This is a genomic window from Actinosynnema sp. NPDC004786 (assembly GCF_053601135.1).
Map to the genome: position 1 here is coordinate 105902 of NZ_JBSGBG010000013.1, position 21802 is coordinate 127703.

General features: G+C 72.9%; 22 protein-coding genes. 11 read left to right on the forward strand and 11 right to left on the reverse strand.

What is annotated here, in order from left to right; all coding sequences use genetic code 11:
• The first annotated feature begins 1 nt into the window (after nt 1).
• Nucleotides 2-583 (forward strand): hypothetical protein, encoded by a 582-nt coding sequence (locus ACWEFJ_RS14145; protein WP_378096008.1) that lies wholly within the window; start codon nt 2-4, stop codon nt 581-583.
• On the opposite strand, the gene ACWEFJ_RS14150 is transcribed toward ACWEFJ_RS14145, so the two are convergent.
• From ACWEFJ_RS14150 to ACWEFJ_RS14170, 5 genes are all read right to left on the reverse strand, one after another.
• Nucleotides 580-1446, reverse strand: coding sequence for an aldehyde dehydrogenase family protein (locus ACWEFJ_RS14150; RefSeq protein ID WP_378096011.1), 867 nt, complete (start codon nt 1444-1446; stop codon nt 580-582). The genes ACWEFJ_RS14145 and ACWEFJ_RS14150 overlap by 4 nt on opposite strands.
• Nucleotides 1439-2866: an aldehyde dehydrogenase family protein gene (locus ACWEFJ_RS14155; RefSeq protein WP_449713964.1), complete on the reverse strand. Its 1428-nt coding sequence runs from the start codon at nt 2864-2866 to the stop codon at nt 1439-1441. The genes ACWEFJ_RS14150 and ACWEFJ_RS14155 overlap by 8 nt, the downstream gene beginning before the upstream one ends.
• 1 nt (nt 2867) lies before the next feature.
• Entirely contained in the window at nt 2868-3839 is a 972-nt protein-coding gene (gene deoC / locus ACWEFJ_RS14160) for a deoxyribose-phosphate aldolase (protein WP_378096017.1), read from the reverse strand.
• A 70-nt stretch (nt 3840-3909) separates the two neighbouring features.
• Nucleotides 3910-4557 (reverse strand): DUF1707 SHOCT-like domain-containing protein, encoded by a 648-nt coding sequence (locus ACWEFJ_RS14165; RefSeq protein WP_378096020.1) that lies wholly within the window; start codon nt 4555-4557, stop codon nt 3910-3912.
• A 54-nt stretch (nt 4558-4611) separates the two neighbouring features.
• Nucleotides 4612-5559: a Gfo/Idh/MocA family protein gene (locus ACWEFJ_RS14170; RefSeq protein ID WP_449713965.1), complete on the reverse strand. Its 948-nt coding sequence runs from the start codon at nt 5557-5559 to the stop codon at nt 4612-4614.
• Between the two features lie 93 nt (nt 5560-5652).
• On the opposite strand from ACWEFJ_RS14170, the gene upp reads away from it, so the two are divergent.
• Nucleotides 5653-6279, forward strand: coding sequence for a uracil phosphoribosyltransferase (gene upp / locus ACWEFJ_RS14175; protein ID WP_378096027.1), 627 nt, complete (start codon nt 5653-5655; stop codon nt 6277-6279).
• A gap of 265 nt (nt 6280-6544) precedes the next feature.
• The gene (locus tag ACWEFJ_RS14180) at nt 6545-7846 is read left to right on the forward strand and encodes a glycoside hydrolase family 18 protein (protein WP_449713966.1); all 1302 of its coding nucleotides are present in this window, start codon (nt 6545-6547) and stop codon (nt 7844-7846) included.
• A gap of 59 nt (nt 7847-7905) precedes the next feature.
• Here the strand turns inward: ACWEFJ_RS14180 and ACWEFJ_RS14185 are convergent, their stop codons facing one another.
• A complete protein-coding gene (locus tag ACWEFJ_RS14185) occupies nt 7906-8508 on the reverse strand; it encodes a TetR/AcrR family transcriptional regulator (RefSeq protein WP_449713967.1) in 603 nt (200 codons plus the stop codon).
• Between the two features lie 81 nt (nt 8509-8589).
• Between ACWEFJ_RS14185 and ACWEFJ_RS14190 the strand changes: the two genes are divergently transcribed.
• The 4 genes from ACWEFJ_RS14190 (at nt 8590) to ACWEFJ_RS14205 (ending at nt 10983) form a co-directional block, all read left to right on the forward strand.
• Nucleotides 8590-8790 carry a type II toxin-antitoxin system VapB family antitoxin gene (locus tag ACWEFJ_RS14190; RefSeq protein ID WP_378095061.1) on the forward strand — a complete coding sequence of 67 codons (201 nt, stop codon included), beginning with the start codon at nt 8590-8592 and terminating at the stop codon, nt 8788-8790.
• Between the two features lie 393 nt (nt 8791-9183).
• Complete coding sequence (locus tag ACWEFJ_RS14195; protein WP_378095058.1) at nt 9184-9567, forward strand: type II toxin-antitoxin system death-on-curing family toxin; 384 nt, start codon at nt 9184-9186, stop codon at nt 9565-9567.
• 79 nt (nt 9568-9646) lie between these two features.
• The gene (locus ACWEFJ_RS14200; RefSeq protein ID WP_378095056.1) at nt 9647-10030 is read left to right on the forward strand and encodes a MerR family transcriptional regulator; all 384 of its coding nucleotides are present in this window, start codon (nt 9647-9649) and stop codon (nt 10028-10030) included.
• Nucleotides 10031-10074: 44 nt separating this feature from the next.
• Entirely contained in the window at nt 10075-10983 is a 909-nt protein-coding gene (locus tag ACWEFJ_RS14205; protein WP_449714017.1) for an aldo/keto reductase, read from the forward strand.
• A 6-nt stretch (nt 10984-10989) separates the two neighbouring features.
• Here the strand turns inward: ACWEFJ_RS14205 and ACWEFJ_RS14210 are convergent, their stop codons facing one another.
• Together ACWEFJ_RS14210 and ACWEFJ_RS14215 are read right to left on the reverse strand one after the other, a co-directional pair.
• A complete protein-coding gene (locus ACWEFJ_RS14210) occupies nt 10990-11427 on the reverse strand; it encodes a TM2 domain-containing protein (protein ID WP_378095054.1) in 438 nt (145 codons plus the stop codon).
• 60 nt (nt 11428-11487) lie between these two features.
• Nucleotides 11488-11937 carry a flavodoxin family protein gene (locus ACWEFJ_RS14215; protein WP_449713968.1) on the reverse strand — a complete coding sequence of 150 codons (450 nt, stop codon included), beginning with the start codon at nt 11935-11937 and terminating at the stop codon, nt 11488-11490.
• 124 nt (nt 11938-12061) lie between these two features.
• Here ACWEFJ_RS14215 and ACWEFJ_RS14220 point away from each other — a divergent pair, with 124 nt between their 5' ends.
• A complete protein-coding gene (locus ACWEFJ_RS14220) occupies nt 12062-12394 on the forward strand; it encodes a hypothetical protein (RefSeq protein ID WP_449713969.1) in 333 nt (110 codons plus the stop codon).
• On the opposite strand, the gene ACWEFJ_RS14225 is transcribed toward ACWEFJ_RS14220, so the two are convergent.
• From ACWEFJ_RS14225 to ACWEFJ_RS14235, 3 genes are all read right to left on the reverse strand, one after another.
• Nucleotides 12381-14000 (reverse strand): phospho-sugar mutase, encoded by a 1620-nt coding sequence (locus tag ACWEFJ_RS14225; RefSeq protein WP_449713970.1) that lies wholly within the window; start codon nt 13998-14000, stop codon nt 12381-12383. The genes ACWEFJ_RS14220 and ACWEFJ_RS14225 overlap by 14 nt on opposite strands.
• Complete coding sequence (locus ACWEFJ_RS14230) at nt 13997-14809, reverse strand: purine-nucleoside phosphorylase (RefSeq protein WP_378095046.1); 813 nt, start codon at nt 14807-14809, stop codon at nt 13997-13999. The genes ACWEFJ_RS14225 and ACWEFJ_RS14230 overlap by 4 nt, the downstream gene beginning before the upstream one ends.
• Before the next feature lie 130 nt (nt 14810-14939).
• The gene (locus ACWEFJ_RS14235) at nt 14940-16631 is read right to left on the reverse strand and encodes a serine/threonine-protein kinase (RefSeq protein WP_449713971.1); all 1692 of its coding nucleotides are present in this window, start codon (nt 16629-16631) and stop codon (nt 14940-14942) included.
• A 102-nt stretch (nt 16632-16733) separates the two neighbouring features.
• Here ACWEFJ_RS14235 and ACWEFJ_RS14240 point away from each other — a divergent pair, with 102 nt between their 5' ends.
• The 3 genes from ACWEFJ_RS14240 to meaB are packed head-to-tail and all read left to right on the forward strand — an operon-like array spanning nt 16734 to nt 21794.
• On the forward strand, nt 16734-18506 hold the full coding sequence (locus ACWEFJ_RS14240; RefSeq protein ID WP_449714018.1) for a methylmalonyl-CoA mutase family protein: 1773 nt from the start codon (nt 16734-16736) through the stop codon (nt 18504-18506).
• Entirely contained in the window at nt 18503-20812 is a 2310-nt protein-coding gene (scpA, locus tag ACWEFJ_RS14245; RefSeq protein ID WP_449713972.1) for a methylmalonyl-CoA mutase, read from the forward strand. The genes ACWEFJ_RS14240 and scpA overlap by 4 nt, the downstream gene beginning before the upstream one ends.
• Nucleotides 20805-21794 carry a methylmalonyl Co-A mutase-associated GTPase MeaB gene (gene meaB, locus ACWEFJ_RS14250; protein ID WP_378095041.1) on the forward strand — a complete coding sequence of 330 codons (990 nt, stop codon included), beginning with the start codon at nt 20805-20807 and terminating at the stop codon, nt 21792-21794. The genes scpA and meaB overlap by 8 nt, the downstream gene beginning before the upstream one ends.
• The last annotated feature ends 8 nt before the right edge of the window (nt 21795-21802 follow it).

A 21802-nucleotide genomic window follows, 5' to 3' on the forward strand; every position in this document is an offset into this window, starting at 1 on the left:
TGTGGTTGACGTGGTGATGCGGTGGTTCGTGCTGTACGCGCGGGCGCGGCAGTTGCCCGCGGCGGTGGTGGCGGTGGTGGTCGCGGTGGGGGTGCTCGGGTACCTCGCCTGGCCCGGTGGCAGTCCGCAGTTGGGGGCGTTCGGCGCGGCGGTGGGGGTGGCGGTGGTGGCCACCGGGCTCGGTGGGCACGACTTGGCGTTGGAGCGCACGGCGGCGTTCGGGTGGCCGCCGCGGCGGGCGGGGCACCTGGTGGTGGGTGGCGCGGTCGTCGTGGTGCCGCTGGTGGCGGTCGGGTGGGTGGCGGAGCCGATCGCGGCGGAGGCGTTCCTGGTCCGGGATGTGGTTGGTCTTGGTGGGCTCGCGGCGTTGGGGGCGGTGGTGTTCGGGGCGCGGGCGGCTTGGGCGTTGCCCGTGGGGTGGGCCGGTGTCACGTTGGTCGTGCCGGCCGCGGACGAGCACTGGCTCAGCCGGTTGGCGACGTGGCCGGTGCAGCCCGAGGGCACGACCTCGGCGACGGTGGCCGCGGTCGTGCTCGGGTGCACCGGCCTGCTCGTGCACAGCTGGCTCGGTTGTCGGCGTTAGACGCCGATCGGGTGCCAGACGGTCTTGGTCTCCAGGAAGGCGCGCAGGCGGGCCAGGTCGGGTTCGCGGGTGAAGTCCTCGGCCGGGCGGGCGCGCAGGACCCGCTTGACGGTGCCGGCGGCCGCGCGTTCCAGGTCCGCCCTGGTCGACTCGGGTGCGCCGGTCAGGTCCAACGCGTTGACGTCCGCGTGGGAGGCCAGCCACGGTGCGATTTCGGCGGTGCGGCCGGTCAGCACGTTGACCACGCCGCCGGGCAGGTCGGAGGTGGCCAGCACCTCGGAGAGCGTGACCGCGGGCAGCGGGCGGTCCTGGGAGGCCACGACCACGGCCGTGTTGCCGGTCGTGATGACCGGGGCGACCGCGCTGATCAGGCCCAGCAGCGACGACTGCTGGGGGGCGAGGACGGCGACCACGCCCGTCGGCTCGGGCACCGAGAACGAGAAGTAGGGGCCGGCCACCGGGTTGGACGCGCCGAGCACGGTGGCGACCTTGTCCGTCCAGCCCGCGTACCAGACCCACCGGTCGATCGCGGCGTCGACCAGGGACTGGGCCTTCTTGGCGGCGACGCCCTCGGCCGCGGCCACCTCGGCGATGAACTGCTCCCGCCGGCCCTCCAGGACCTCGGCGACCCGGAACAGCACCTGCCCCCGGTTGTAGGCCGTGGCCCCCGACCAGCCGGGGAACGCCTTGCGGGCCGCCGCCACCGCGTCCCGGGCGTCCTTGCGGGAACCCTGGGCGGCGTTGGCCAGGAACGCGCCCTTGGCGTCGACCACCGGGTAGGACCGGCCCGACTCCGAGCGCGGGAAGGCGCCGCCGATGTAGAGCTTGTAGGTCTTCGCGACCGCGATCCGGTTCTCAGACATCGAGGTACGCCTCCAGCCCGGTGCGGCCGCCCTCGCGGCCGAAGCCCGACTCCTGGTAGCCGCCGAACGGGGCGGTCGGGTCGAAGCGGTTGAACGTGTTCGCCCACACCACGCCGGCGCGCATCTTCTGCGCCGCCCACAGGATGCGGGAGCCCTTCTCGGTCCAGATGCCGGCCGACAGCCCGTACGGCGTGTTGTTCGCCTTGGCCACGGCCTCGTCCGGGGTGCGGAACGTCAGCACGGACAGCACCGGCCCGAAGATCTCCTCGCGGGCGATCCGCATCGCCTGCGACACGTTGGAGAACACCGTCGGCGCGAAGTAGAAACCCTTGTCCGGCAACGGGCACGAGGACGTCCACCGCTGCGCGCCCTCGGCGTCGCCGGACTCGACCAGCTCCTGGATCTTGGTCAGCTGCTCGCGCGAGTTGATCGCGCCGATGTCGGTGTTCTTGTCCAGCGGGTCGCCGACGCGCAGCGTGGTGATGCGGGCGTGCAGCTTCTCCAGCACCTCCTCGGCCACCGACTCCTGCACCAGCAGCCGCGAGCCGGCGCAGCACACGTGGCCCTGGTTGAAGAAGATGCCGTTGACGATGCCCTCGACCGCCTGGTCCAGCGGGGCGTCGTCGAACACGATGTTCGCCGCCTTGCCGCCCAGCTCCAGGGTCAGCCTGCGACCCGTGCCGGCGAGCTGCCGCTGGATGATCTTGCCGACCTCGGTCGAGCCGGTGAACGCGACCTTGTCCACGTCCGGGTGGGACACGACGGCCGCGCCCACGTCGCCCGCGCCGGGCAGGATGTTCACCACGCCGGGCGGCAGGTCGGCCTGCTGGATGATCTCCGCCAGCACCAGCGCGGTCAGCGGCGTCGTCTCGGCCGGCTTGAGCACGACCGTGTTGCCGGTGGCCAGCGCGGGCGCGATCTTCCACGCGGCCATGAGCAGCGGGAAGTTCCACGGGATGACCTGGCCGACCACGCCGAGCGGGCGGGGGTCGGGGCCGTAGCCCGCGTAGCCGAGCTTGTCCGCCCAACCCGCGTGGTAGAAGAAGTGCGCGGCGGCCGTGGGCACGTCCACGTCGCGCGACTCCTTGATCGGCTTGCCGTTGTCCAGCGACTCCAGCACCGCCAGCTCCCGCGCCCGCTCCTGGATCAGGCGGGCGATGCGGAAGACGTACTTGGCCCGCTCGGAGCCGGGCATGCGGCCCCAGACGCGGTCGTAGGCGCGGCGGGCGGCCTTCACGGCCTTGTCCACGTCCGCCGGCGCGGCCGTGGAGACCTCGGCCAGCACCTCCTCCGTGCCGGGGTTGACGGTCTTCAGCGGCTCACCGGCGCCCTCGACGAACTGGCCGTCGACGAACATCCGGTAGTTCGGCTTGAGGTTCGCGATGTCCCGCGACTCGGGCGCGGGCGCGTATTCCCACATGTCAGTCCACCGTCACGTAATCGGGGCCGCTGTAGTGGCCCGCCAACTGGGTGCGCCGCTGCATCAGCAGGTCGTTGAGCAGCGTGGAGGCGCCGAAGCGGAACTTCTCGGGGGTCAGCCACTCCGGTCCCGCGACCTCGTGCACCGCCACCAGGTACTTGATCGCGTCCTTGGTCGTGCGGATGCCGCCGGCGGGCTTCACGCCGCGGACCTCGCCCGTCTGGGCGTGCCAGTCGCGGACGGCCTGCAACATGACGTGCGTGACCGGCAGCGTCGCGGCGGGCGTCACCTTGCCGGTGGAGGTCTTGACGAAGTCGCCGCCCGCGAGCAGGGCGAGCCACGACGCGCGGCGCACGTTGTCGTAGGTGGCCAGTTCGCCGGTCTCCAGGATGACCTTGAGGTGCGCGTCCCCACAGGCGTGCTTGACCTGCGCGATCTCGTCGAACACCTGCCCGTAGCGGCCGGACAGGAACGCGCCCCGGTCGATCACCATGTCGATCTCGGTCGCGCCCGCGTCCACGGCGAAGGCGGTGTCCTCAAGCTTCACCTTCAGGCTCGACCGGCCGGACGGGAACGCGGTGGCGACGCTCGCGACCCCGATCCCGGTGCCGCGCAGCTCCTCGACCGCCGTCGCGACCATGTCCGGGTACACGCAGACGGCGGCGACGCGCGGCACCTCCGGGTGGTCCGGGTCGGGCCGGCGGGCCTTCGCGGCCAGCGACCGCACCTTGCCGGGCGTGTCCGCGCCCTCCAGCGTGGTCAGGTCGACCATGCCGATGGCGGTGTCGATGGCCCAGAGCTTGCCAGCCTTCTTGATGCTGCGGGTGCCCAGACCGGCCGCGCGCTGTTCGACGCCGACCTGGTCCACACCGGGCAGCCCGTGCAGGAACCGGCGCAGCGACGCGTCGTCGCGCACGGCGTCCGCGAGCGCCGGGGGCAGCTGCGTTCGCGGTGGGGTTGTCGGAGCAGCCATGCCGCCGAGTCTAGGCGGAATGGGACGGCCGTCCTAAGTGAGCGACTTCGGGCAGGTCAGCCGCCCTGCGCTAGCCCTCCAGCTCGTCGTACTTGTGGCCCTTGACCTTCTTCTTCTTGGGCCGCTTCACCTCGACCGCGCCCATCATCGCGAAGCCCGTGATGCGCACGACCGGCCCGCCGGGGATGGTCGGCGCACCCTTGTGGGTGGCGTCCTCGAACGCGCCCATGAAGCCGATGCCGTCCACCCGGACGGTGACGTCCTCCGGCACGATGATCTCCACCGCGCCCATGAGCGCGTAGGCGTTGATCGTCGTCTCGCCCTGGGCGAAGCGGGCGCGGGTCAGGTCCAGCTCCACGCCGCCCATGAACGCCACCGCCGTGTGCATCGGCGGCACGACCCACTCGCCCCGCCGCTCCACGCCCGACCAGAACGCGAACGACACGGTGGAGCCGGGCGTGCCGCCGATGCGGGAGGCGGGGGCGTGGTGCTGGATCGGCGCGGGCAGCACGGTGGGCGGCGGCACGCCGAGGTCGGCGGTCAGCGGCACCAGGTCGCCGTAGGTCTTCGACGCGTACACGGCGGCCAGGCGCTCGTCCAGCTCGTGCAGGTCGAGCCGACCCTCGCCGTGGGCCTGTTGGAGCACCTGGGCGACCTTCTCGCGGTCGGCGTCCGAGGCGCGCATCTGACGGGGGTCCGGGACCAGCTCGTCGCTCACACGGGTGAGTCTAGGAGGGCGGGCGGTGGAGTGGTCGCGTTCCGGTCGCGGTTTTCAGGTCGGCCGGCGGACCGGGAGGCCGGCGGCGCGGTAGATGTCGTCCACGACGCGCAGGGTGGCCACCGCGTCGTCGGCCGTCGTCGGGAACGGCCGGCCGTGCACCACGGCGTCCGCGAACGCCTCCAGCTGGTACTCGTAGGTCGGCCGCCGGGCGAACCGCTCGACCCGCCGGTGCCCGTCCAGCCTCACCGCGAGCCGGTGGCCGTACTGGGGCGCGAAGGGGTTGAACACGCGCACCTCGCCGTGGTCGCCGAGCACCCTGGCCGAGAGCCGCGCGAGCGACCGCGACCACAGCGACGCCACCACGGTCCCGGTGTGCCCGCCCGGGAACTTCAGCTCAGCCCGCACGGCCCGGTCGACGTCCGGGCGCTTCAGCAGGGCCCGCGCCGACTTGACCTCGGGCTCACCGCCCAGCAGCCGCACCAGGTTCACCGCGTACGACCCGACGTCCATCAGCGCGCCGCCGGCCAGCTCCCACGAGTAGCGGATGTCGGCCGACCGGGGCAGCGGGATGCACATCCGCGCCTCCACGTGCCGCAGCGTGCCCAGCTCCGCGACCACCTCCGCCAGCCGTGCCGCCAACGGGTGGTAGCGGTAGTGGAACGCCTCCATCACCACCAGTCCGCTGCGCTTCGCGGCCTCCGCCACCGCCGCGGCCTCGTCCGCGTTCGCCGCGAAGGGCTTCTCGCACAGCACGTGCTTGCCGGCGGCCAGCGCCGCGAGCGTCCACCTCCCGTGCAGCCCGTTGGGCAGCGGGATGTAGACGGCGTCCAGGTTCTCGTCGGCCAACAGCTCTTCGTACGTCGTGTGCACCTTCGCGATGCCGTGCCGATCCGCGAACTCCCGCGCCCGCCCGACCTCCCGCGCCGCCACCGCCGACACCTCGACCGCCGCCACGATCCGCGCCGCCCCCAACACCCCGATCCGCACGTGGTCGGCCATGGTCAGGACGTTACCCGCGGCAGCACCTCGTCAACCCCGGGCGCTTCGGCTCCGGTCGGACGCCGGTCGGCGGTTGACACATACTGTTCGACCATGGACGTCCTCGTTGTCGATCACCCACTGGCCAGGGCGCGGCTGACCACCATGCGTGACGCCCGCACCGACAACGCGGCGTTCCGCGCCGCGCTGCACGAGCTGACCGTGATGCTCGTGTACGAGGCCACGCGCGACCTGCCCGTGGCCGAGGAGCGGTTGCACACGCCCGTGGCCCGGACCACCGGCTACCGGCTCGCGAACCCGCCGCTGCTGGTGCCCGTGCTGCGGGCCGGGTTGGGGATGGCCGACCAGGCGCACAAGCTGATCCCGGACGCGCAGATGGGGTTCGTCGGCCTGGCGCGGGACGAGGAGACGCTCCAGCCCACCCCGTACATGGAGTCGCTGCCCGAGACGCTGGCCGGCCGGCCCGTCTTCGTGCTGGACCCGATGCTCGCCACGGGCGGCTCCATGGCGTACACGATCCGGCTGCTGACCGACCGCGGCGCGACCGACGTGACCGCGATCTGCGCCCTGGCCGCCCCCGAGGGCATCAAGCACCTGGAGGACTCGTCCCTCCCCGTCCGCCTGGTCACGGCCAGCGTGGACGAGCGCCTGAACGACTCGGGCTTCATCGTCCCCGGCCTCGGCGACGCCGGCGACCGCCAATACGGCGCCGTCCACTGAACCCGCGTGTCCTACGTTCGGAACGCGCGTGTCCTACGTTCGCGTACCCCGAGTTGAACGTTCAGGACGGGCGGGTCGTGTTCTGAGCGTTCAACTCGGGTGTTCCGAACGTAGGACACGCGCGACGCGAACGTAGGACACGCGCGTCAGCTGGATGGATGTGAAGGGGATTCGTCTTAGCGGATTCGGCCGTTCGGGGGTAGAGGTGGTCTAGACCTCATCACTACCGTGGTCTGGACCACAGTCGAGTTCCGCGAGGAGAAGCATGTCGAGCAGGAGATGGGTGCTCCCCGCCCTCCTGGCCACCGCGATGACCGCGTCGCTCGCGCCGCAGGCCGTCGCGCACGGCAAGGGCGACCGGGACGACCGGCACGGCCGCAACGAGCGCGTGGTCGGGTACTACACCCAGTGGAGCGGCTACGACCGCAACTTCCTCGTGCGCGACCTGGTCGCCAACGGCACCGCCCCGCGGCTCACCCACCTGAACTACGCGTTCGGCTTCCTCGACGAGAGCGGCAAGTGCGTCAGCGCCGACCCGTGGGCCGACTACCAGCGGCCGTTCGCCGCCGAGCAGAGCGTCAACGGCAAGGCCGACATCGCGGGCCAGCCGCTGTCGGGCAACCTCAACCAGCTCAAGCAGCTCAAGGCCCGCCACCCCCAGCTGCGCGTCAACATCTCGCTCGGCGGCTGGACCGGCTCGAAGTACTTCTCCAACGCGGCCCTCACGCCCGAGTCCCGCGCCGCGCACGTCGCCTCCTGCATCGACATGTGGCTCAAGGGCAACTTCCCCGACGCCGCGCCCGGTGCGGCGGCCGGCGTGTTCGACGGCATCGACCTCGACTGGGAGTGGCCGTCCTCCGAGGCCGCGCCCGGCAACGTGGTGCGCCCCGAGGACAAGCAGAACTTCACCGCCCTGCTCGTCGAGTACCGCAAGCAGCTGGGCAAGCTGACCTCGCGCACCGGCAAGCGCTACGACCTGACCGCGTTCCTGCCCGCCAACCCGGCCCAGGTCGACCGCGGCTTCGAGGTGAAGAAGGTCTTCGAGCTGCTGACCTTCGGCACGGTCCAGGGCTACGACTACCACGGCGCGTGGGAGCCGCTGACCAACCAGCAGTCGGCGATCCGCACCCCCGCGGCCGACCCGACGAGCCCGCCGTTCAGCTCCCAGGTCGCGATCGACCACTACCTGCGCAACGGCGCGCCGAAGCAGAAGGTCGTGCTGGGCGTGCCGTTCTACAGCCGCGGCTGGACGGGCGTGCGCAACGAGGGCAACGGCCTGTTCCAGCCCGCCGCCGGCCCCGCGCCCGCCACCTACGAGGCCGGGTACGAGGACTACCGCGTCCTCAAGGCGCAGCTGGCGAAGTTCACCGTCCACCGGGACCCCAAGGCCGGGCACGCGTGGCTGTTCGACGGCACCACGTTCTGGACCTGGGACGACCCGGTCGAGATGAAGCGCAAGGGGCGTTACGTGGCGGAACGCCGCCTCGGCGGCGCCATGATCTGGTCGCTCGACGGCGACACCGCCGACGGCGAGCTGATCAAGGCGCTCACCAGCGGACTGTCCTGATTCGGGGCAGTTCACGGGGTCCGGGGAGGTTTCGCGGCGGCCGCCTCCCCGGACCCCACCTACGCCTCCCGGCGAACGCGCCAACCGTCGGTGTGGGCGCGCAGGGCGCTCTCGTAGACGGGGGCGATCTCGACGCCCGGCGGCAGGTTCCCGTTCAGCTCCAGGCTCACCAGCCCGTGCACCATGCCCCACATCGCCAACGCGATCCGCTCGGCCGGTTCGGGCCGGAACAGCCCCGCCTCCACGGCCCGGCCGACGTCGCGCACCACCGGCAGGAACGTCCGGACCGCCGCCTCCTTCGTCTCCTCGGACGGCTCGAAGTTCGGCACCACCTTGCTGAACATCACGAGGTAGAACTGCGGGTCGGCCAACGCGCTCCGCCGGTACGCCAGACCGATCTGGACCACGTCCTCCACCGGGTCGTCGGTCTGCGGCACGCTCGCGATGCGTTCACCGAATCGGCGGAACGCCTCCTCGTAGACGGCGTTCAGCAGCGCCGCCTTCCCGCCGAAGAGCGAGTACACGGCCGTGGTCGAGGTGTTGACATTCGCCGCGAGCCTGCGCAAGCTCAAAGCGCCGGGTCCTTCGGTGGACAGCAGTTCGCCCGCGCGCTCGAGCAACCGCCCGCGCAGCGCGTCGTCGTGAGTCTTCGGTCGTGGCACCGGGGCATCGTATCGCAACAGTGTTATAAAACACGCCCTGGTCATCGTGGTATCAAGTTGGTACCGTCATTCTCCATGGCAATGACTCTGCGTCTGAGTGACGAGGAGAACCGGCGGCTGGACGAACTCGCCGCCGCCGAAGGCCGTTCCAAGCAGGAGGTCGTGCGCCTGGCGCTGGCCGAGCGGTGGGCCAGGCTGCAGAAGGAGGAGCAGCTGTCCGAGGTCCTCGGGCGCGTGCTCCCCAAGTACCGGGGCCTGCTCGACCGGATGGGCTCCGCCTGACGTCCCGCCGCGGTTGCGGGACCCCGCACCCACCTCACCCGTCGACGACGCGCCCTCACCTTCGGGTGACCGACCCGCTTCGCCCTCGCCGTTCGAACACATGTTCGATACGATCAATCCATGCAGCTCAACCGCCGCGTGTCCCGCCGTTCACCGCTGTACCTCTGTGAACGTCCACGGTGCTCGGAGGGGCACCGGTATCGTGCGCCGTTGAAGATCGGGCTGCGTCCGGGTTGCGCTTCGGCGCACAACGCGGCCGACAACATCCTCGCCGCCGGTCGGGCGGGGAGGCGATACGGACCTGAGGGGGTGGGAGGTGGCGCAGGAGACGTCCCGGATGCGGCGTGGCCGTGCCGGAGTCCCCGCCCTTCAGGACAGGGAGCGCGTCAAGCAGTGGTCAACTACCTCGACGCCGGCGACTTGCTCGTGCTGGCGACCGCCGTCACCGGCGGGGACCTGGTCGTGCGCGACTTAGGTCTCCTCGACTCCGCAGCCCACCGCCCCAGGGCCACAGTGCTGGGGGTCGAGGCGTACGACACGCTCTGGCTCAAAGCTTCCGCGTTGCTCGACTCCATCGTCCGCACCCGCCCGCTGGCCGAGGGGAACTGGCGGCTGGGCTGGGTCGCCGCGGTGACGTTGTGCGACATCAACGGCTGGTGGATCGACGCCGAGGAGGACGAGGCGCTCGACCTGGTGCGCGCGCTGGGGCGGGAGCAGATCGACGTCGCCGGCATGGCCGCCCACCTCGAGGCGTGGGGCACGCCGAAGGACGAGTGAGGTCCGCCCGGCGCGGCACCTGACCGAGTGGGGCCCACCGGCTTGACCTGGAGTGCACTCCAGCTCCTACCGTCGTCACGTGACTTACTCGATCGCTCAAGCGGCCGAGCGCAGCGGGTTGTCGATCGACACGCTGCGCTACTACGAACGGATCGGCCTGGTCGACCCGCCCGCCCGGGACTCCGGCGGGCGGCGCAGCTACAGCGACGACGACCTCGGCTGGCTGGCGTTCCTGACCCGGCTGCGCACCACCGGCATGCCCATCCGCATGATGCGCGAGTACGCGCAGCTCAGGCACCGCGGCGCGGCCACCGCCGGGCGGCGCAAGCAGATCCTGTTCGAACACCGGGCCTCGGTCCGCGAGCGCATCGCCGAGCTCCAGTCGTGCCTGGAGGTCCTCGAGTACAAGATCACGCACTACGAGCAGATCGAGCACACCTTCGTCGAGGGGATCACCGCGTGACGTCGCTGGGCGGGCTGGAGGCCGGCAGGCAGGGCCTCGGCTGCATGGGCATGAGCCAGTCCTACGGCGTCGGGGACGAGGCCGAGTCGATCGCCACCATCCACCGGGCGCTCGACCTCGGCGTCCGGCTCCTCGACACCGCCGACGTCTACGGCGCGGGCGCGAACGAGGAGCTGGTGGGCCGGGCCGTGCGCGGTCGCCGGGACGAGGCGGTGATCGCCACGAAGTTCGGCCTCGGCGACCCGGACCGCCGCCCGCGCGGTGACGCCGCCTACGTCAGGCGGGCCGCCGAGGCGTCGCTGCGCCGCCTGGGCGTGGACCACATCGACCTGTACTACCAGCACCGGGTCGACCCGCTGGTGCCGATCGAGGAGACCGTCGGCGCGATGGCCGAACTCGTCGCCGAGGGCAAGGTCCGCCACCTGGGGCTGTCCGAGGCGGGGGCCGCGACGATCCGCCGGGCGCACGCCGTGCACCCGATCAGCGCGTTGCAGAGCGAGTGGTCGCTGTGGACGCGCGACGTCGAGGCCGAGATCGCGCCCACGTGCCGCGAGCTGGGCATCGGCGTCGTGCCGTTCTCGCCGCTGGGTCGCGGGTTCCTCACCGGCCGCGTCACGTCCGTCGCCGACCTGGCCGAGGACGACATGCGGCGCGGCTTGCCCCGGTTCGCCGAGGAGAACTTCGCCCGCAACACGGCCATCGTGGACGCGTTGCGCGCGCTCGCCGCCGAACGCGGCGTCACGGCCGGGCAGTTGGCGCTGGCGTGGGTGCACCACCGCGACGGGCACGTCGTCCCCATCCCGGGCACCAAGCGGGTGAAGTACCTGGAGGAGAACGTCGCGGCCGCCGACCTGCGGCTCGACCCGGAGGAACTCCGCGCGATCGAGGCCGCCGCGCCGGCCGTCGCGGGCGACCGGTACCCGCCGGAGTTCCTGGAGCTGTCGAACCGGTGAGCGCCGCTACCGGACGATGATGCCGTTGCGGTGGTTGAAGTTCTTCACGCCCTGCACGCCCGTCGCGATCGAGACGATCACCAGCACGGCCCACACCGGGAACGCGATGATCAGCCCGAGCACCGACATGGCCAGGAACACCAGCGGGAAGTTCACCAGCAGCAGCACCACGCCGAGCGCCGTCTGACCCGCGTAGAGGTTGCCCGCGCCCAGCCACAGCAACGACAGCAGCACCGCGATGCCGGGCGTCTTCGCCGTCACCACACCGCGCACCGGCATCCCGTAGGGCATCGGCTGCACGCCCGGGGGCGGGTACGCCGGGGCCTGCGCCACCGGCTGCTGCGGCCACTGCGTCGACCCGCAGACCGCGCACGTCGTGCTCGGCGGCTGCAGGTAAGCACCGCAGGAACCGCACATCGGCGGGGGACCGACCGGTTGGGTCATCGACTGCCTCCACATGTCGTCGTGGCAGTGTGTCGTCACGGCGCGGCACCGCGTTACGGATCAGAGCAACGTGGCCGCGACCGTGGCGCCCAGCTCGCGGCACCGCTCCCGGGCGGCGGCGTCCGGCGCCCCGGTCAACGCCAGCGTCTCCGCGACGGGCCGCCACCCCATGCCGGTCGTGATGTCGCGCAACGCCTTCACCGCGCCCTCGGTGCCCAGGTTGCCGTGCACGTACGCGCCGAACGGCCGGCCGCGCGTGGCGTCCAGGCACGGGTAGTAGACGGTGTCGAAGAAGTGCTTCAACGCGCCGCTGATGTACCCGATGTTGGCGGGCGTGCCGAGCAGGTAGCCGTCGGCTTCCAGCACGTCGGAGGCGGTCGCGCCCAGCGCCGGGCGGCGGACCACCTCGACGTCGGCCAGCTCCGGGTCGTTCGCGCCCTCCAGCACCGCCTCGAACAGCTCGTGCAGGGCGGGCGACGCGGTGTGGTGCACGATCAACAGGCGGGGCACGCGGGACAGGGTGCCGCGACCCGCGGCCGGCGGCAACCGCTCGGTAGCATCGGTCACGCCCGGTTGCGGACGGGAACCGAGGGGGCCGTCGCACGTCTTCGGTAGTAGTTACCGGGAGGGAGTCATGGAAACTCGCAGCATCGCCACGATGAAGCGGAACCGGCGGATCACCTGGGGCGCGGGGGTCGCGATCGGGGTCGGGCTGATCGGCCTGCCGCTCGTCTTCATCGCCCTGTGGCCGGGGGTGGACCACAGCCCGTGGGACGTCAACACGATGATCCTGGCGACCGGCGTCGCGCTGTGCACCACGAGCTACATCTCGGGCCGCATCTCGGTGGCGGCGGTCACGCAGAACCGGCCGCGACCGGTGAGCCCGCCCACCAGGCGCGCGTACTACGTGGCGGGCGGGGCGCTCGTCGTCGCCGTGCTGTGCCTGCTGCTCGCTATGGCGTCGTGAGCAGGTCCGACACCTGAGCCCGCAGCTCGGCCAGCCGCCGCCCGGCGCGGTCGCGGGCGGACGGCAGGTCGCCGGCCACCGGTTCCACGACCTCCAGGTACGCCTTGAGCTTCGGTTCCGTCCCGGACGGCCGCACGACCACCCGCACGCCCTCGCGCGTGAGCCGCACCACGTCGGCGTCGGGCAGCAGGTCCTCGAACGCGAACCCGGCGGGCGGCCGGTCGCGCAACCGGGCCATCAGCGCCCCGATCCGGCTCAGGTCGGTGAACCGCAGCGACACCTGGTCGGTCAGGTGCAGGCCGTGGTCGACGGCGAGCTGGTCCAGCGCGTCCAGGAGGGTGCGGCCGGACGCCTTCAGCCCGGCGGCCAGGTCGCACGCCACCACGGCCGCCGAGATGCCGTCCTTGTCGTTGACGTGCGCCGGGTCGACGCAGTTGCCCAGCGCCTCCTCGTAGGCGAACACGAGCCCGTCGCCCGCGCGCACGAGCCACTTGAAGCCGGTCAACGTCTCCGCGTACCGCGCGCCGTGCGCCGCCGCGATCGACTTCAGCAACGAGGACGACACGATCGTGGTGGCCACCAACGGGTCCGGGTTGTCCGTTGTGGACAGCACGAGCGACCCGAGCAGCACGCCGGTCTCGTCGCCGCGCAGCATCCGCCACGACCCGTCCCGCTCGCGGACGCCCAGCGCGCAGCGGTCCGCGTCCGGGTCCAGCGCGATGGCGAGGTCGGCGTCCTCGGCCGCGGCCAGCGCCAGCAACCGGTCCGCCGCGCCCGGCTCCTCGGGGTTCGGGAACGCCACGGTCGGGAACGCCGGGTCGGGCACGGCCTGCTCCCGCACCACCCGCACGTCGGTGAACCCCGCCCGCCGCAACGCCTCGACCGCCGTCGCGCCGCCGACGCCGTGCATCGGCGTGAGCACCACGCGCAGGTCGCGCGCCGTGCCGCGGGGCAGTGACGCGACCCGCTCCAGGTACTCGTCCACCTCGGCGTCCGACACCGGCAGGTGGTCGTCGGACAGCGGCACCGACACGGCCGCGGGCACGCCCCGGATCGCCGCCTCGATCTCGCGGTCCTCGGGCGGCACGATCTGCCCGCCGCCCGCCAGGTAGAGCTTGTAGCCGTTGTCCGCGGGCGGGTTGTGCGACGCGGTGATCTGCACGCCCGCCACCGCGCCGTGCCGCTTGACCAGGAACGCGAGGATCGGCGTCGGCAGCGGCCGCGGCAGCGCCCGCACGGTGAAGCCCGCGCCCGCCAGCACGCCGGCCGCCGCCGCGGCGAAGTCCTCCGACCCGTGCCGCGCGTCCCGGCCGACGAACACCGTGCCGACGCGCCCCTTCGCCCGGAGCCACGCGGCCAGCCCGGCCGTGGTGCGGATCACGACGGCCCGGTTCATGCCGTTCGGCCCGGCCCGCACGGGACCGCGCAGGCCCGCCGTGCCGAAGGTCAGCGGGCCCGCCATCCGGTCGGCGACCTCCTCGGCCGCGGCGGGGTCGCCGCCCATCGCGCGCGCCACGACGGTCTGCAACTCCAGGCGCGTCGCCGGGTCGGGGTCGTCGGCGATCCAGCGGAACGCGGCGTCGCGCAGGGCCGGGCCGAGGGTCATGCGCGCGTCACCAGCTCGCGCAGCAGCGCGCCCATCCGGCTCGCCGCCGCCTGGCCCGCCTCCAGCACCTCTTCGTGGTTGAGCGGCTCGCCGGTGATGCCCGCGGCCAGGTTCGTCACCAGGGACAGGCCGAACACCTCCACGCCCTCCGCGCGGGCCGCGATGGCCTCCAGCACGGTCGACATGCCGACCAGGTCCGCGCCCATCGTGCGCAGCATCCGGATCTCGGCGGGCGTCTCGAAGTGCGGGCCGGGCAGCCCCGCGTAGACGCCCTCCTCCAGCGACGGGTCGATCTCCCGGGCGAGGTCTCGCAGGCGCGGCGAGTACAGGTCGGTGAGGTCCACGAACCGGGCCCCGACCAGCGGGGACGACGCGGTGAGGTTCAGGTGGTCGCTGATCAGCACCGGCTGGCCGACCGACATGCCCTGGCGCAGGCCGCCGGCCGCGTTGGTCAGCACGACCGTGCCGACGCCCGCCGCGGCCGCCGTGCGCACGCCGTGCACGACCTTCGCCACGCCCTTGCCCTCGTAGCCGTGCGTGCGACCGAGCATGACCAGCACGTTCTTGTCGCCGACGGCCACCGACCGCACGGTCCCGCCGTGGCCGACGGCGGTGGGCGCCTCGAACCCGGGCAGCTCGCCCATGGGCACCTCGGCGGTCGGCGCGCCGATCAGGTCGGCGGCCGGGCGCCAACCCGAACCGAGGACCACGGCGATGTCGTGCCTGGCCACCCCGGTCCGCTCGGCCAACGCCTCGGCCGCGTCGGTCGCCAGGGCCTCGGGGGTGGTGTTCTCACTGATGGCGGTCACGGCGCGAGCCTAATAGCCGCCCCTGGCGGGTGCCCGCACTGCTGCGGTCCGGCCGGCGCGCCAGGGGCCGGCGGGTGCCGCAAGCGCTTGCGCATGCCGGTGAAGCGGGGGAACACCGGGAAGTCGGCGGCTAGTCGTTGACCCGGAACGTGGGCGCGATGGTGTCGAACAGCCGGCTGCGGCCCGTCTCCTCCTGCTCCGTCGGCACGACGACCTCCACGACCCACAGGTCGTTGCCGCGCGGCAGCACCCGGGAGTACCGGCTGCGCCGCAGGTCCGGACCGGGCGCGACGGCGCCGCGGTCCAGGGAGGTGGCCCGTTCCACGGTCCGGTAGCTGTACTGCACGCCCGCCTCCGGCCCGCCCGGCGGCAGGACGTCGGTCGGCTCCAGGGCCTCGCCGAAGTACTGGTCCTCCGCCCACCGCGACCGCACCAGCTCCAGGTAGTCCTCGATCCGGTTCCGCGCGTAGTAGTCCGGGAACCGCTGGACCGCCACCTCGTACCACCCGTTCGGCGAGACCAGGTGGACGACCGTGCTCAACCCGAGCCCGTTGTTGGCCCGCTGCTCCAGGAAGCTGATCCAGTCCGGCCCGACGTCGATGGTGAACTCCGCGCCCTGCTCGCCGTTGGCGGTGGCGGCGGAGGCGGTGGTCGGGCGCAGCGACGGCGTCCCGGTGATCGCGGGCGGGGACGGCGTGTCCTTGCTCGGCGGGGGCAGCAGCGGCGCGCCGGCCACGGTCCTGGTCAGGGCGAACCCGGAGACGCTGCCGATCGCGAACAGCACCGCCGCCGCCAGGGCCACCAGCACCGCCACCCCCGGCCGCCGGGTCAGCTCCCGGGTCGGCGGGTCGGCCGCCGGGAACGGCAGCGGGCCGGGGTCGTCGGCCAGCGGGGTGTCCGGCGGGATCGGCGGCTTGACCAGCGGTGGCCGCACCACCTCCACCACCGGGCGGGTGGCCGCCGCCGTGGGGAACACGTCGGCGCCCGGCTCGGGCAGCAGCGGCCGGACCAGCCGCCGCACCTCGGCCAACGCCATCCGCTCGGCCGGCTCCTTCACCATCAACCCGGCCACCACGGGCTCCAGCGCGCCGCACACCGACGCCGACGGCACGTCGCCGTGCACCACCTGGTTGATCGTCTGGAGCACGTTCGCGCCCTCGTAGGGCTGTTGCCCCGTCATCGCCGCGAACAGCGTCGCCCCCAACGACCACTGGTCCGCCGCGAACGACACCGCGCCGCCCGCCGCCACCTCCGGCGCGATGAACGCGGGCGTGCCCAGCGTGATCCCGCGGCTGGTCAGAGTGGCCTCGGCGACGTTGCGGGCGATGCCGAAGTCGGTCAGCTTGACCCGGCCGTCGTCGGCGACGAGCACGTTGCCCGGCTTCACGTCCCGGTGCGTGATCCCGGCCCGGTGCGCGGCCTCCAGCGCCGCCGCCACCGCGTCGGCCACGACCGCGCCCTGCACGTCGGTCAGCGGGCCGCGCTGCCGCACCACCTCGGCCAGCGACGACGACGGCACCAGCTCCATCACCACGTACGGGTCGCCGTCGACCTGCGCCACGTCGTACAGCGTCACGAGGTTCGGGTGGGCGAGGGCCGCCGCCGAACGGGCCTCCCGCAGCGTGCGTTCCCGAAGCAGCTCCGCCTCGTCGTCCGGCGCGCCTTCCGGCCGAAGGATCTCCTTCACCGCGACGTCCCGCCGCAACACCTCGTCGTGAGCGGCCCAAACGGTGCCCATCGAGCCGCGACCCAGGACGTGCCGCAGGCGGTAACGGCCGGCAATCAGCCGGTCATGACCGGTAACCGCGGGTTCTTCCTCCACTGCGCCATCATTCCCCAGCGTGGAAGACTGGCGTCTGCATCGTTCACGGCGGTGAACCTCACATAGCCGTCGTTTTACCCGTGAGTAACACTGCGGAGCATGATGGAGCCGTCAGGCGAGTTGGCGCTGGCCGCCGAGTTCCCCGCGGCCGACCGCGAGCAGTGGCTGGACCTGGTCCAGGGCGTGCTGCGCAAGTCGGGCGCGGAGTACGGGTCGCTGATCACCACCACCTACGACGGCCTGGACGTGCAGCCGCTCTACACGGCGGACGACGGCGCGCCCGACGCCGGGTTCCCCGGCCTGGCCCCGTTCACCCGGGGCGGCCGGCCGCAGGGCTCCGTCGAGGGCTGGGACGTGCGCCAGCAGCACCGGGTCGCCGACCGCGAGGCGGTGACGGCCGACCTGGAGAACGGCGTCACGTCGCTGTGGCTCAAGGGACTCGACCCGGCGTCCTACGACGACGTGCTGGCCGACGTCTACCTGGACCTCGCGCCCGTCGTGGTCGACGCGGGCGAGGACTTCCTCGAAGCCGGGCGCGCCATGCTGCGCGTGTGGGATCAGCGCCCCGTGCTCGCGAGCGAGGTGCGCGGCAACGTCGGCGCGGACCCGCTGGGCGTGCGCGCCCGCACCGGCCGGCCCGCCGACCTCGCGGCGCTGACCGACCTGCTGGGCAAGACCCGCGAGTTCCCCGACCTGCGCCTGGTCGTGGTGGACGGCCTGCCGTTCCACGAGGCGGGCGGCTCGGACGCGCAGGAGCTGGGCGCGTCCCTCGCGGCCGGCGTGGCGTACCTGCGGCACCTCACCGAGGCCGGGCTGGGCGTGGCGGAAGCCGCGCGGCTGCTGGAGTTCCGGTACGCGGCCACGGCCGACCAGTTCCTCACCATCGCCAAGTTCCGGGCCGCGCGGCGGCTGTGGGCGCGGGTCACCGAGGTCGCGGGCGCGCCCGCCCCGCAGGCGCAGCACGCGGTCACGTCGCCCGCGATGATGACCCGGCGCGACCCGTGGGTGAACATGCTCCGCACCACGGTGGCGTGCTTCGGCGCGGGCCTGGGCGGCGCGGACGCGGTGACCGTGCTGCCGTTCGACCACGCGATCGGCCTGTCCGACGACTTCTCCCGGCGCATCGCCCGCAACACCCAGTCGCTGCTGCTGGAGGAGTCGAAGCTGGCCGGCGTGATCGACCCGGCGGGCGGCTCCTGGTACGTGGAGAAGCTCACCGACGACCTGGCGCGCGCCGCCTGGGCGTGGTTCCGGGAGATCGAGGCCGCGGGCGGGCTGCCGCGGGCGTTCGACCTGGTCGCCGACCGGATCGCGGCCACCTGGGAACGCCGCCGGGCCAACCTGGCCGACCGGACCGACGCGATCACCGGCGTCAGCGAGTTCCCGAACCTCGGCGAGCAGCCCGTGGTCCGCGCGCCCGCGCCGGAGGAACCGGGCGGCGGCCTGCCGCGCATCCGGTACGCCCAGGACTTCGAGGCGCTGCGGGACGCGGCCGACGCGGCCCCCGAACGCCCCAAGGTCTTCCTGGCCACCCTCGGCCCGGTCGCCGCGCACACCGCGCGCGCCACGTTCGCGGCGAACCTGTTCCAGGCGGGCGGCATCGAGACGCCCGCCGCGGGCGCGACCGCGGGGGTGGACGACGTGGTCGCGAAGTTCCGCGAGAGCGGCGCGCGGATCGCGTGCCTGTGCGGCAGCGAGAGCGGCTACGCCGAGCTGGCCGGGCCCGTGGAGCGCGCGCTGCGCGAGGCGGGCGCGGAGCGGGTCCTGTTGGCGGGCAAGCAGTCCGACGCCTCGATCGACGAGTACGTGTTCACCGGCTGCCCGGCGTTGGAAGTCCTGGAGCACACGTTCGAAGCCCTTGGAGTGCCGCGATGATCCCGAACTTCGCCGACGTGGACCTGGGCGAGCCCACCACCGCCGACGCCGCGCAGTGGCACGCCGCGCTGCAGGAGGCCACCGGGAAGGGCGCGGACGCGCTGACGTGGGAGACGCCCGAGGGCATCGGCGTGAAACCGGTCTACACCGCCGCCGACACCGAGGGCCTCGACTTCCTGGCCACCTACCCGGGCATCGCGCCGTTCCTGCGCGGCCCGTACCCGACGATGTACGTCAACCAGCCGTGGACCATCCGGCAGTACGCCGGGTTCTCCACCGCCGAGGAGTCCAACGCCTTCTACCGCCGCAACCTCGCGGCCGGCCAGAAGGGCCTGTCGGTGGCGTTCGACCTGGCCACCCACCGGGGCTACGACTCCGACCACCCGCGGGTGGCGGGCGACGTCGGCATGGCGGGCGTGGCCATCGACTCGATCTACGACATGCGCCAGTTGTTCGACGGCATCCCGCTGGACCGGATGAGCGTGTCGATGACCATGAACGGCGCGGTGCTGCCGATCCTGGCGCTGTACGTGGTGGCGGCCGAGGAGCAGGGGGTGGCGCCCGAGCAGCTCGCCGGGACCATCCAGAACGACATCCTCAAGGAGTTCATGGTCCGCAACACCTACATCTACCCGCCGCAGCCGTCGATGCGGATCATCTCCGACATCTTCGCGTTCACCTCGCAGCGGATGCCGAAGTTCAACTCGATCTCCATCTCCGGCTACCACATGCAGGAGGCGGGCGCGACGGCCGACCTGGAGCTGGCCTACACGCTCGCGGACGGCGTGGAGTACCTGCGCGCGGGCCGGGACGCGGGGCTGGACGTGGACGCGTTCGCGCCGCGGCTGTCGTTCTTCTGGGCGATCGGCATGAACTTCTTCATGGAAGTCGCCAAGATGCGCGCCGCCCGGCTGCTGTGGGCGAAGCTGGTGAAGGACTTCGGCGCGCGGAACCCGAAGTCGCTGTCGCTGCGCACGCACTGCCAGACGTCCGGCTGGTCGCTCACGGCGCAGGACGTGTTCAACAACGTGGCGCGCACGTGCGTCGAGGCCATGGCCGCCACGCAGGGGCACACGCAGTCGTTGCACACCAACGCGTTGGACGAGGCGCTGGCGCTGCCCACCGACTTCTCCGCGCGCATCGCCCGCAACACCCAGCTGCTGCTCCAGCAGGAGTCCGGCACCACGCGGGTGATCGACCCGTGGGGCGGCAGCGCGTTCGTCGAACGCCTCACGCACGACCTGGCGCACCGCGCGTGGTCGCACATCACCGAGGTCGAGGCCGCGGGCGGGATGGCGCGGGCCATCGACGCGGGCATCCCGAAGCTGCGCATCGAGGAGGCCGCGGCGCGCACCCAGGCGCGCATCGACTCCGGCCGGCAGCCGGTGATCGGCGTGAACAAGTACCAGGTCGAGGTGGACGAGCAGATCGACGTGCTCAAGGTGGACAACGCCGGCGTGCGGGCGCAGCAGCTCGCCAAGCTGGCCCGGCTGCGGGCGGAACGCGACCAGGCCGCCGTGGACTCGGCGCTGGACGCGCTGACGCGGGCCGCGGGCTCGGACGGCAACCTGCTGGAGCTGGCCATCTCGGCGGCCCGCGCCAAGGCCACCGTCGGCGAGATCTCCGAGGCGCTGGGCAAGGTGTGGGGCAGGCACTCCGCCCAGATCCGGACCATCACCGGCGTCTACCGGCAGGAGGCGGGGTCGGTGTCGAACGTGGAGGCGACGCGGCAGGTGGTCGAGGCGTTCGCCGAGGCCGAGGGGCGGCGGCCGCGCATCCTGGTGGCCAAGATGGGCCAGGACGGGCACGACCGCGGCCAGAAGGTGATCGCGACCGCGTTCGCCGACCTGGGCTTCGACGTGGACGTCGGCCCGCTGTTCCAGACCCCGGACGAGGTCGCCCGGCAGGCCGTCGAGGCCGACGTGCACATCGTCGGGGTGTCGTCGCTGGCGGCCGGGCACCTCACGCTGGTGCCGGCGCTGCGGGCGGCGCTGGCGGAGCTGGGGCGGGACGACATCATGATCGTGGTCGGCGGGGTGATCCCGCCGCAGGACTTCGACGCGTTGCGCGCGGCCGGGGCGTCGGCGATCTTCCCGCCCGGCACGGTGATCGCGGACGCGGCCGGTGACCTGCTGCGCAAGCTGGCGGAGCAGTTGGGGCACGGTGACGTGGCCGGTGGGCCGGTCGGCGGCGCGTCGGCCGGTCGGGCCGAGCAGGTCGGTGGGGCGTCGGTCGGTGGGGCGTCGGTCGGTGGGGCCGAGCGGGTCGGTGAGGTCGGGAGCGCGCTGCCGGGACGAGATGGCTAGGCCCGTCGACGTCGGCGAGTACGCCAAGGGCGTCCTGGCCGGCGACCGCGGCACGTTGGCGCGGGCCATCACGCTGGTCGAGTCGACCCGCGCGGACCACCGGGCGTGGGCGCAGGAGCTGCTGGTCGAGCTGCTGCCGCACTCCGGCGGCGCGCACCGCGTGGGCATCACCGGCGTGCCCGGCGTGGGCAAGTCGACGTTCATCGACGCGTTCGGCTCGATGCTGACCGCCCGGGGCCACCGGGTGGCGGTGCTCGCGGTCGACCCGTCGTCCACCCGCACCGGCGGCTCGATCCTGGGCGACAAGACCCGGATGGCGCGGCTCGCGGTCGACCGCGCGGCGTTCATCCGGCCGTCGCCGACCTCCGGCACGCTCGGCGGCGTCGCCAAGGCCACCCGCGAGTCGATCGTGCTGGTCGAGGCGGCGGGCTACGACGTGGTGCTGGTCGAGACGGTCGGCGTCGGCCAGTCCGAGGTCGCGGTGGCGAACATGACGGACTGCTCGCTGTTCCTGACCCTGGCCCGCACCGGCGACCAGCTCCAGGGCATCAAGAAGGGCGTGCTGGAGCTGGCCGACGTGATCGCGGTCAACAAGGCCGACGGCCCGCACGAGCTGGACGCCCGCAAGGCGGCCCGCGAGTTGGCCGGGGCGTTGCGGCTGCTGCGCCCGCCGGACGCGGTGTGGCACCCGCCCGTGCTGACGTGCAGCGGTCTGGACGGCTCCGGGCTCGACGCGGTGTGGCAGCAGGTCACCCGGCACCGGGAGGCGCTGGAGGCGGCGGGCGAGCTGGCCGAGCGGCGGCGTCGCCAGCAGGTCGACTGGACCTGGGCCATGGTGAACGACCAGCTGCTGGCGAGCCTGCGCGCCGCGCCCGGCGTGCGCGCCGTCGTGCCCGAGGTGGAGCGGCAGGTCCGCGACGGCGAGTTGACCGCCACGCTGGCCGCGGAACGCATCCTCGCGGCGTTCCGGGAGAACGGCTGAGCGTGGAT

Excerpts from the sequence above, each read along its gene's own strand:
- ACWEFJ_RS14155 (WP_449713964.1), bottom strand. The coding sequence starts at position 2,866 with ATGTGGGAATACGCGCCCGCGCCCGAGTCGCGGGACATCGCGAACCTC.
- ACWEFJ_RS14190 (WP_378095061.1), top strand. The coding sequence starts at position 8,590 with ATGACTCTGCGTCTGAGTGACGAGGAGAACCGGCGGCTGGACGAACTC.
- ACWEFJ_RS14210 (WP_378095054.1), bottom strand. The coding sequence starts at position 11,427 with ATGACCCAACCGGTCGGTCCCCCGCCGATGTGCGGTTCCTGCGGTGCT.
- ACWEFJ_RS14150 (WP_378096011.1), bottom strand. The coding sequence starts at position 1,446 with ATGTCTGAGAACCGGATCGCGGTCGCGAAGACCTACAAGCTCTACATC.
- upp (WP_378096027.1), top strand. The coding sequence starts at position 5,653 with ATGGACGTCCTCGTTGTCGATCACCCACTGGCCAGGGCGCGGCTGACC.
- ACWEFJ_RS14170 (WP_449713965.1), bottom strand. The coding sequence starts at position 5,559 with ATGGCCGACCACGTGCGGATCGGGGTGTTGGGGGCGGCGCGGATCGTG.
- ACWEFJ_RS14225 (WP_449713970.1), bottom strand. The coding sequence starts at position 14,000 with ATGACCCTCGGCCCGGCCCTGCGCGACGCCGCGTTCCGCTGGATCGCC.
- ACWEFJ_RS14240 (WP_449714018.1), top strand. The coding sequence starts at position 16,734 with ATGGAGCCGTCAGGCGAGTTGGCGCTGGCCGCCGAGTTCCCCGCGGCC.
- ACWEFJ_RS14205 (WP_449714017.1), top strand. The coding sequence starts at position 10,075 with ATGGGCATGAGCCAGTCCTACGGCGTCGGGGACGAGGCCGAGTCGATC.
- ACWEFJ_RS14220 (WP_449713969.1), top strand. The coding sequence starts at position 12,062 with ATGGAAACTCGCAGCATCGCCACGATGAAGCGGAACCGGCGGATCACC.
- meaB (WP_378095041.1), top strand. The coding sequence starts at position 20,805 with ATGGCTAGGCCCGTCGACGTCGGCGAGTACGCCAAGGGCGTCCTGGCC.
- ACWEFJ_RS14180 (WP_449713966.1), top strand. The coding sequence starts at position 6,545 with ATGTCGAGCAGGAGATGGGTGCTCCCCGCCCTCCTGGCCACCGCGATG.
- scpA (WP_449713972.1), top strand. The coding sequence starts at position 18,503 with ATGATCCCGAACTTCGCCGACGTGGACCTGGGCGAGCCCACCACCGCC.
- deoC (WP_378096017.1), bottom strand. The coding sequence starts at position 3,839 with ATGGCTGCTCCGACAACCCCACCGCGAACGCAGCTGCCCCCGGCGCTC.